The 2,024-nt window shown below is 70.1% G+C and carries 2 protein-coding genes; both read left to right on the forward strand.

Features of this window, described 5'->3' with window-relative positions; genetic code table 11:
* Positions 1 to 1,094 precede the first annotated feature (1,094 nt).
* Complete coding sequence (locus AC5JLB_RS02360; RefSeq protein ID WP_495872255.1) at positions 1,095 to 1,493, forward strand: hypothetical protein; 399 nt, start codon at positions 1,095 to 1,097, stop codon at positions 1,491 to 1,493.
* Positions 1,462 to 1,776 carry a hypothetical protein gene (locus tag AC5JLB_RS02365; protein WP_495872256.1) on the forward strand — a complete coding sequence of 105 codons (315 nt, stop codon included), beginning with the start codon at positions 1,462 to 1,464 and terminating at the stop codon, positions 1,774 to 1,776. The genes AC5JLB_RS02360 and AC5JLB_RS02365 overlap by 32 nt, the downstream gene beginning before the upstream one ends.
* Positions 1,777 to 2,024 lie beyond the last annotated feature (248 nt).

Below are 2,024 nucleotides of genomic sequence, written 5' to 3' on the forward strand. Positions count from 1 at the left end.
TCCGTGGACCCGAATGGAGGGATGCGTCCTCTCCTATCCCATCCTGCGCGGGCGTAGGGACAACTCTCGACATGCTGGGCAGCATCCAGGCCCTGGCGGCAACTGTCGCCGATGTCCGCGATCGGATGACCTCGTCGGATAGCCCATGCCCGCGGCTTGGACGTGCCTCTCGGCCAGAGCGAGGACCTCGTCGGAGGTGCTGCTGACCGATGTCGAGGATGCCGATCGTCCGGGCCGTCCGCTGGTCGATTTGGCGGCCCAAACTGGGCGCGCGGGCGAGAGAGCTCTCGAGTCGGTCTATCCCGGTCCTTGACAGTATCTCGGTGGCTCCCGACGGTGTGACCCGAGGCACGATTGCACGCAGCAGCACGCTCGTCCGCGCTTGGCCGAACGGAAAAGGTAACAGGCTTCGGACCATGTCCCATGTCGATCCGATGGAAGATCGCAGCAGGGTCTCGACGGTTCGGGGATCCATGCTTGGACGTGCCCGGCTCATTTGCGCCATCCTCTCCCCAAGGCCTCCCATCCGCCTGATCGAAGCGCCGGCGGGCATAGGGAAGAGCGTTCTGCTCGGGGAGCTGTCGCGCCGGACGGGCCGGCCCGTGATCCGGTCGGCCCCGCTCGAGGCGCTACGGTCCGGGTTCACGATCTAGGACCTCCCTCCCGGCACGACAGCCGGCCCGGTCCCCGCCGAGTTGCCCGAGGGGGCCCGCCTGATCCGGGCCAAGCGGCTCGAGACGGCCGTGCCGGGGTTGGCTCGGGCGAAGGTCTACGGTCGGGTCGCGACCTACGGGACCACCGACTTGTTGCTCGACGGCTCCGAGATCGCGGAAGGCCTCGAGATCAGAGCCGAAGTGGCCGCCGCGGTCCTGCGCCGAACCGGAGCCTGGGACTGCAGTTGTCGGTCGTCCCCGCCACGGGGACGGTCGACGACCTTCAGAGTTCCTGCGGGTCGAGCTCCTCGCCCCGCTCGCCGAGCCGCAGCTGGTGGCGCTCACGACGCTCCTCATTGGCGCGTCGTCGGCAGCTGCGGAGACGTGCCTGCTGGCGGGCTTACCCTTCGTGGATCCGATCCACCCCTCGCGTTCCAAACGGTGCCCGAGGCCCTGCGCGAACCGCTACGGCGCGCACTCGCCCGCAAAACCGCAGCTCGCACGACGAATCCCTCGTCAGTGCGGGCGGTCGCGATGGCGCTGGCGGGCCTCGGCGACTCGCCCGGGGTCATCCAGGCCCTGCAGTCCATCGGTGCCTGGGAGGCCGTGCTCGGGATCCTCGGGGATGCTCGTGGACCCTTCTTCGTCCACTGCTTCGGCGGGCAGGCCGTTGGCGCATTGCTCGCCGGCTTCCCGCCCGAACTCGGACGTTCCGAGAAGGTTCTGGTGCTCTGCCCTGCCCTCCAGGCCGCCAGGCGGCGCGAGATCCCCGTCACCCGCCGGCCGCTCGCCCATCGCTGGGGGCCGGTTGCGGTCGGATCGCTGGCTCGAGGCTGCTGAGCTCGCCGCGCGCCGGCCGGTGGGTCTACCGTTCGATCGGATCGAGGCGGCGCGAGGCCTGCTAACCACGCTGGCCGACCGCGACGAGATCGGCTCGGCGATCTTCATCCTTCAGCAGGCCGTCCACGACACACCGCAGCGGCCCGGGCTCGAGCCTGTGCTGCCCGGACTGCTCGACAACCCGCATCCGGCCGCACAGCAGCGCGTCGCGGCCGAGCTCATCCGGGCGCGGTCCTCTGTCGGTAGGGGCGGACGGCCGAAGCGCTGGCGCGGCTTCTCCTGACGCTCGCTCAGGCGGCACAGCGCGGCTCCCCGGCGCTTCTGCGCAACGAGCGCTGGGTGCTCGACGACCTTCCGTCGTCCGGCGACTGGCCGAGCCCTTAGCGGGGGTCGAGGGAATCTGGCGACTTCTGGGGCGTGTCCAAGGCCGCGATTTGGGCAGCAAGGGCCGAGCGGGCGAGCTTGGCCCCACCCGGCAGGAGCCGCACATCCTCCACCTTCTTCGCAAGGGCGCGGCCAACAAGACGATCG

This window comes from Myxacorys chilensis (assembly GCF_059505265.1).